The sequence below is a fragment of the Paracoccus sp. M683 genome, from assembly GCF_007096355.1.
GTDB lineage: Bacteria > Pseudomonadota > Alphaproteobacteria > Rhodobacterales > Rhodobacteraceae > Paracoccus.
On sequence record NZ_VKDF01000035.1, the window covers coordinates 1 to 6,329 of the forward strand.

Here is a 6,329-nt window from a genome sequence, read left to right on the forward strand (position 1 = left end):
GGCGTGGCGACCGCCACGAATATTTTCGCGCCATGCTGGATCATCACAACGACGCGCGCGACCTCGCCGCGCGCCATCGTCTGTGAGGACGAAACGATGATCTATGAATTGCGCGATCAACCAGCAGGTCTGGCGGAGAGCCGACCTTCGCTGCGCACCACACGAATGACCAAGATGCGCAGAAGCGGACGCCTGAGTGGCAAAATCAAGTGATCGCGTGGTAAGCGTAGGTGACATGTAGATACCGTGAGTTTCAACGATCGCGGCGTAAGAGCGAGGGAAAATACCATGCCGGAAGGCTCTGCTGAATTTGGTTTTCTACCGAATCCACTATCTATTTCGGCAGGCGAAATACATGTCGAGACGCTGGATGGCACGCCGGAGATAGTGCAATCGATCCGCGACTCGGAGCGGGTTCACAAAGGCTGGTACTATGCACCGCCTTCGGGCAGCCAGAACATCCTCAATGGCGAAATTTTGGAACACCCCTATCCAATGCGTGTTTTCCGTTTGCCGTTCACCCACCGAATTCGGCATGCATCAGATGACAACCACGCCCATCTCGATTTTCTGATCTGGTGTCTGGGCTTCTTTGAAGGAACACGCCTGACGACATTCGAGGCAGGCTATCTTGATGCGACACCGATCACGAAAGGCAATCTAACAGACTTCATTCTGACGAGCGGGACACAGCCAGGCGATGCTCTTGAGCTTGCGGAACGCTACTGGAGGGATCATAACGCGGCGCCGAGGCAGATCAAACGGATGATCGGCATCATTCACTGTCTGTTTCTGGCACAAAATCCTAACCATATGCCGTTTGAGAAATTCTCGTATCTCTACATGGCGCTTGATGCTTGCTTCAAAGCTACAAGCGAGATGCATTCCCCTCCTGCAAGACTGAGCCATGCTAAGAGGATCGAGTGGACGTGCCAGCAATTCGGGATGCCTGTTCCGGAGTGGGCCACGGCCCCGTCCGGGACAGCCACAGAAATATCAGGCGTGCGTAACGATACCATCCATGAGGCGCTTTTCTTCGACGAGCCTCTTGGCTTCGTAACCTATGGCGGAAGTCCCGGATCAGGGGGTGGACTCAATACTCCATCGCAGATGGAGGCGCTGACCTGCCGATTTATTGTCGCGCTGCTGGGAATGCCCCAAGCGGACTATGTGCGCTCTCCGGTGAATACCAGGCAGCGTCACGGCCTCAGTCTCAAGTGATTTGCTAAAAAATCCGGGACTCGTGGCAACGCTCTATTGCCGCCTCTCGAAGGTTAAAAGCGAGTTGGTGCGGTTGCGCGTTTCAAAAGGCGTGATTGTCCAGTTTAGGCTGCCACAGGCTGACGCCGGGCGCAGAGCTTTCGTCCGGTTTGGGCCGGGAGCGACGGCCGCCGCTGCCTGCTAGGCGCACGACCCGCTGCGTCACCGCATGACCGCTCCGAGCCCTGATTGACCAATGCGGCGCCGCGCTTGAAAGTAACCGGCCGGTTGTTACCGCGGTGACTGGGCCTTGATGCGGGCGACGAGTTCTGCGTCATCGACGAAGTCGTCGAGGAAGGCGTGCCAGGTTTCGGTGGTGATGCGCGCGTCCCTGAGCATGTCTTTTAGTTCGCCGATGCCGTCATCGGTCAGGGCGGTGATAGTGTCATCCGGGCCGGTATAGACGCTGATGATCGAGCCATAGGTCAGGTTGTCGTCGTTACAGACGATAGCTTCGAGAAGCTCGGGGTCTTCGCCCAGCATCTTGGCGACGTAGTCGAGGGTGCAGACGTGGGTAACGGTTGCCATCAGGCGGCCTCGGGCAGAGCGGTGGGCAGCGGCGACCAGTTCCAGGGCAGCAGGTCATCAAGGCGGTTTATCTTGTGATCGTTGATGCGGGCCAGGATGTCTGCGAGATAGGCCTGCGGGTTGAGGCCGTTCATCTTGGCCGTTTCGATGATGGTCATGGCGCGGGCCAGCGTTTCGGCACCTGTGTCCGCCCCCGCAAAGAGCCAGTTTTTCCTTCCGATGCCAATCGGGCGCAGGGCGCGCTCGGCTGGATTGTTGTCGATGGCCACGCGGCCATCCTCGAGAAAGAGGCTGAACGCGGCACGTCGGCTGAGGCCATAGCGGAAGGCTTTTGCCAGATCGCCCTTGCCGGGGATCAGGGTGAGTTGGCTCTCGGCCCATGCGAAGAAGGCCGCGACCTTCGGGGCGCTGTGCTTCTGGCGTGCAGCAAGGCGGATGTCGGCGGGACGGCCGGTGATCTCGCGCTCGATGTCATAGAGCGCGCCGATACGGTCGAGCGCCACGCGGGCGATCGCGGATTTGGTCTTGTCCCATTCGTCATGGAAGTCACGCCGAAGGTGGGCCCAGCAGGCGGCCTCCCGCAGGCGGGGCGTCCCGTCGGGGTCAGGATCGTAAAGCTTGGCATAACCCTTGTAGCCATCGGCTTGGAGGATGCCGCGGGTCTTGGCCAGATGGCGATGGACGTGTTCTTCCTTCCAGTCCGGCGCGAATGCATAGACCGCTCCGGGTGGCGCGGTGCCTGCCCAAGGTCGCTGGTCGCGGATATAGGCCCAGATCCGGCCCTTCTTCACGCCCTTGCCCAGCCCCTTGTCCCGCCCGGACCGATCAAGAACCCGGATCGGGGTGTCGTCAGCATGCAGCAGGTCACTGGCCATGACATCCGCCTCGATCCGTTCGATCAGCGGAGCCAGCACCTTCATGGCGCGACCGCACCAGTCGACCAGCGTGCTATCCGGGATGTCAGCCCCCATCCGGGCAAAGATCTCCTGCTGGCGATACAAGGGAAGGTGATCGTCAAACTTGGACACAAGGATATGCGCCAGCAGACCCGCACCGGCCATGCTGCCCGGGATCGGGCGGCTGGGGGCGGGCATCTGCACCATGCGCTCGCAGCGGCGGCAGGACTTCTTCAGGCGGGCGATCTGGACAACCTTCATCTGCGCCGCAATCAGATCCAGCATCTCGCTGACATCTTCGCCAACCACGCGCAGATCACCACCGCAATCGGGGCAGCAAGTGCCGGGGTCCAGCTCCCGCCGCTCGCGCGGCGTGCTGTCCGAGACCCGGGGACGGCGGCGCGATGGACGGCCGGCAGTCTCCTCGGCAGGTTCAAAGCTGGCAGCTTCCGGTGCGCCATCCGGAACCGCCGTGCCGTTTTCGGCCAAGGCGATCAGCAGATCCTCCAGCGCCAGTTCCAGCTGTTCGATCTCGCGCTCGATCTTTTCCGAGGACTGGCCGAAGACCTGTTTTTTCAGCTTGGCGATGCGCAGCCGCAGGGTCTGGATCAACTGGTCATGGGCGCGCAACGTGGCCGAGATCTTGGCGTTTTCCGCCTGCAACGCCGCGATCAGCGCCTTCAGAACGGCTGGGTCATCGGTGAGGGGCAGGGTCAAATTCGACATGCGCCCGACTACCACAAGGCAGGCGGAATTGCCATAAAAACAAGGGCTTTCGGCAGGATAAATTCAGCCAACCCGGGCTGGTGGCGCGCCCCAATCCGGCCTGCGCCAGTCGATCCCTTCCCATAGCATCGCCAGCTGCGCCGGGGTCAGGCGCACTGCGCCGTCACCGCGCGCGGGCCAGGGAAAGCGGCCCTTCTGCAGCACCTTGTAATAGAGGCAGAAGCCTTGCCCGTCCCAGTAAAGCAGCTTCAGCCTGTCGCCTTGGCGACCACGGAATGCGAACACGGCACCACCCGTCGGCTTCTGGCGCAGATGATCCTGCGCAAGGGCGGCCAACCCCTCGATGCCCTTCCTCATATCCGTGACGCCACAGGCCAGATAGACGCGGACACCCGTGCCCGGCCCGATCATGCCGCTTCCACCGCTCGGATCACCCGCGTCAGCGTGATCGCATCCAGAGCTGGATCAAAGCGCAGGCAGCGACCACTTGCCAGCTGCAACTCGATCTGGACCGGGCGCGGCGCGTCTTCGCAGATGGCCGTTGTCGGCATCGCCAGTTCCATCGGCCTGTCCAGGTCCACCGGAAGAAACAGCGCCTCCGGCAAGGCCGAAAGCAGGCCCTTCTTCTTCAGCTCATGCCGCCAAGCGTAAATCTGCTGCCGCGTAACATCATGCCGCTGCGCAACCTGCGTCACTGTCGCGCCGCCCACGCCGACCGACAACACAATCTCGAGCTTCTCCTCGTCGCACCAACGACGACGCCGCTCCAGCCCCAGAATATCGCCACGCATCACCAGCCCCGCATAAGACACGTCGTTAACGACGTCGCTATGCACGTGCCTTAAACGATCATCCCGCCATCAGGCAGGCGGTGCCAACCGGTCGGTTACGCTTGAAAGGGCGTGAGCTGCGCATTGCGGACATTAATTTCGTCGCTCGGACGTTGACCCCGAGACACGCAACGCTAACTTGCATGAATACCGTCTCCCGCTGCTGGCTTGAGGATTTTCGTGTCGTATCGCCTAGCTTTGGCCGTCATTTCCGTTGGCGCCTTCTGTAACCCGCAGGTGGCCTCGGCCATGGAGATTTCAAGCAGCTATCGGGAGGGTACACAATTTATGCATCCCATCCTGACGATATCGATGTCCGGCGAAATTGTTCAGGGCGATGCGACTGCACTCAGGGCGGAACTGCTCAAGTATGAGGACCGACCTCTAACTGAGATTAGTTTTGAGTTCGACAGCCCAGGCGGCTCGCTATTGGAAGGCATTTTGATCGGTCAGGTGATCGCGGCGCAGCCCGAGGATACGACATCTCGCGTCGCGGGTGGCAGCTCACCGATCTGCGCCAGTGCTTGCGTTTACGCCTATATAGGCGCTGATTTTCGCTTCATTGAGGAGGGCGCCGGAGTTGGCGTTCATCAATTCTACACGCAGAACGAACTCACAGGCGGGGACGCGCTGGCGATAGGTCAGGAGCTATCCTCGGTCATCCTCACCTATCTGGTGAGCCGCGGGGTCAAGGCCGAGTTTCTTGAGGACATCGTATCGGCAAGGGGCAACAGCATGGTCTGGGTGGATCACCAAAGGCTGGCAGACCTCGGGGTGGTATCCCAAGGCGTAAGGGGGCAGTCGGTCGAGTATGTGAACCACGAAGGCGAGATTTCGCTCCGCGTCGAGCAGGATGCGCTCGTCGGGCAAAACAAGATCCTGATTAGTTGTGGCAACGAGGGGCCCTATGGCATCGCCTTCCTCCAGGAACCACCAATGCCGTTCGCGGGACCCTTCATGGTCCATGCGGGAGGCTACGATCACGTGATCCATGATTTTACCTATATCCGGCACGGTAGCGGTGAAACAGTTGCCGGCTTTAAAATTACGCCACAGGTTGCGGCCGAGATCGCTGGAGCTTCCTCGATCGGCGGCAGGGTTTACAACATGGACAACAGTATCTTCTATGGCTTCGCCGGCGAGGTCGTAGATCCTAAGATCCGCGACATGGTCGATGGGTGCATGCGTAAGTTCTTCCGAAGTTCACCGCCACCACCGCCTCCGGCGGCGCCCCCCCGAATGACCCGACAAAACGGGATCGACCTCCGAGGTGCGGATCTTTTGGCCAACGGTATCCGTGGGATTTCGCTGGACGAGTGCGAGCGCCAGTGCTTAGCAGCCTCCGACTGCACCGCGTTGAGTTATGTCATCGATATGCAGTGGTGCTGGCCAAAAGGATATGGCGGCACGCCCGTAGAAACCGCAGGGGTGATCTCCTCCGTGCGGTGATGCTCCGACAAGTCGGGCCTCGCATCATCAGGAATTAAGAGCCACTGCCACGAGTGCTTCTCTAGGCGAAAGTACCGCTTCGGCTAGATGCCGCAGCTGCTTTCCTGCGCAGTGCTCAGGCTATTCACTGCCCGACCTGCAGTGTCCGCGCGTCGCGATGTAAAACTAGCCGTAATTGGGCCCGGCGCAGCTAAAGCTCACTTTGTCCCGCGATGCTGCCGCTCGGGCTATACGCAGCCAAGGTCGGGAACGAGCCCAAAATACCGGCTTCTGCGGAGCGTCAAGATGGCTGCTTCGGCAGAGGCCGCATCATTGCTGAGCTTACAGACAAGCTGCACACGGCGAAGGGCAAGCGCCAGATAATTTTCGCCAGCCACAACGCGAACATCGTCGTCAATGGATCGTCGGAGCTGGTCGGTCATCTTGAAGTCACGGATACCGGAATCCGTCAGTTTGAATGCGTCGGTGCGATTGATGACCCAGAAATCCGAAAAGTTATAGCTGGGACCATGGTAAGCGTCGCCTGTGCCCCACCTTCCGCATTTTCACGTGACCTGAGATTTCGCGCCTGATGGAGATTGGGCGGGAGTTTCGCGATGGCGACTACGGTGGAGTTTCTCAGGGACTATGGGGTGGACAT

At 60.1% G+C, this 6,329-nt stretch carries 8 protein-coding genes; 4 read left to right on the forward strand and 4 right to left on the reverse strand.

Translation table 11 applies throughout. The features are described from left to right. Both FNJ84_RS22125 and FNJ84_RS21290 read left to right on the forward strand, forming a co-directional pair. On the forward strand, window positions 1-213 hold a 213-nt coding region (locus tag FNJ84_RS22125), incomplete at its 5' end, for a hypothetical protein (RefSeq protein WP_185968640.1). Between the two features lie 33 nt (window positions 214-246). Beyond that, window positions 247-1,221: a hypothetical protein gene (locus FNJ84_RS21290; protein ID WP_185968641.1), complete on the forward strand. Its 975-nt coding sequence runs from the start codon at window positions 247-249 to the stop codon at window positions 1,219-1,221. A 270-nt stretch (window positions 1,222-1,491) separates the two neighbouring features. Here the strand turns inward: FNJ84_RS21290 and FNJ84_RS21295 are convergent, their stop codons facing one another. The 4 genes from FNJ84_RS21295 to FNJ84_RS21310 form a co-directional block, all read right to left on the reverse strand. Further along, window positions 1,492-1,788 carry a hypothetical protein gene (locus FNJ84_RS21295; protein WP_143795213.1) on the reverse strand — a complete coding sequence of 99 codons (297 nt, stop codon included), beginning with the start codon at window positions 1,786-1,788 and terminating at the stop codon, window positions 1,492-1,494. After that, window positions 1,788-3,410 carry an IS66 family transposase gene (locus tag FNJ84_RS21300; protein ID WP_143795214.1) on the reverse strand — a complete coding sequence of 541 codons (1,623 nt, stop codon included), beginning with the start codon at window positions 3,408-3,410 and terminating at the stop codon, window positions 1,788-1,790. The genes FNJ84_RS21295 and FNJ84_RS21300 overlap by 1 nt, the downstream gene beginning before the upstream one ends. A gap of 63 nt (window positions 3,411-3,473) precedes the next feature. Beyond that, a complete protein-coding gene (tnpB, locus tag FNJ84_RS21305) occupies window positions 3,474-3,821 on the reverse strand; it encodes an IS66 family insertion sequence element accessory protein TnpB (protein ID WP_143795215.1) in 348 nt (115 codons plus the stop codon). After that, window positions 3,818-4,201, reverse strand: coding sequence for a transposase (locus FNJ84_RS21310; RefSeq protein ID WP_185968642.1), 384 nt, complete (start codon window positions 4,199-4,201; stop codon window positions 3,818-3,820). Before FNJ84_RS21310 ends, tnpB begins: the two co-directional genes overlap by 4 nt. A gap of 207 nt (window positions 4,202-4,408) precedes the next feature. Between FNJ84_RS21310 and FNJ84_RS21315 the strand changes: the two genes are divergently transcribed. Both FNJ84_RS21315 and FNJ84_RS21320 read left to right on the forward strand, forming a co-directional pair. Then, complete coding sequence (locus FNJ84_RS21315) at window positions 4,409-5,689, forward strand: hypothetical protein (RefSeq protein ID WP_185968643.1); 1,281 nt, start codon at window positions 4,409-4,411, stop codon at window positions 5,687-5,689. A 212-nt stretch (window positions 5,690-5,901) separates the two neighbouring features. Further along, window positions 5,902-6,261 carry a hypothetical protein gene (locus tag FNJ84_RS21320; RefSeq protein WP_143795217.1) on the forward strand — a complete coding sequence of 120 codons (360 nt, stop codon included), beginning with the start codon at window positions 5,902-5,904 and terminating at the stop codon, window positions 6,259-6,261. Window positions 6,262-6,329: the final 68 nt, after the last annotated feature.